1 protein-coding gene is annotated in these 232 nt (G+C 59.1%); it reads left to right on the top strand.

What is annotated here, in order from left to right; translation table 11 throughout:
- Positions 1–232, top strand: a 232-nt coding sequence (locus tag RMT89_RS45640; protein WP_315889637.1) for a hypothetical protein, incomplete at both ends; no start/stop codon positions are given.

Raw genomic sequence — 232 nt, forward strand, 5'->3', positions numbered from 1 at the left:
GCCTTGAGCGACTACGAGGCCAACACTCCTGACGCCGACAAGCGGACACCTGAGCAAAAGAACACCATTGCGGCTCTGACCAAAGCTGCGGCTGAGTTCGACCAATTCAAATTGGAGCTGCTCGGCGGCATCGGCTCGGATGGCAAGCCCGTCGCTCCAACACTCTCACTTTCCTCGATCCTGAAGCAATACCAAGCCGCCGCCGCCATGAAGGATGGCTCCGGCGTTTTCG

This window comes from Streptomyces sp. P17 (assembly GCF_032436805.1).
Lineage (GTDB): Bacteria > Actinomycetota > Actinomycetes > Streptomycetales > Streptomycetaceae > Streptomyces.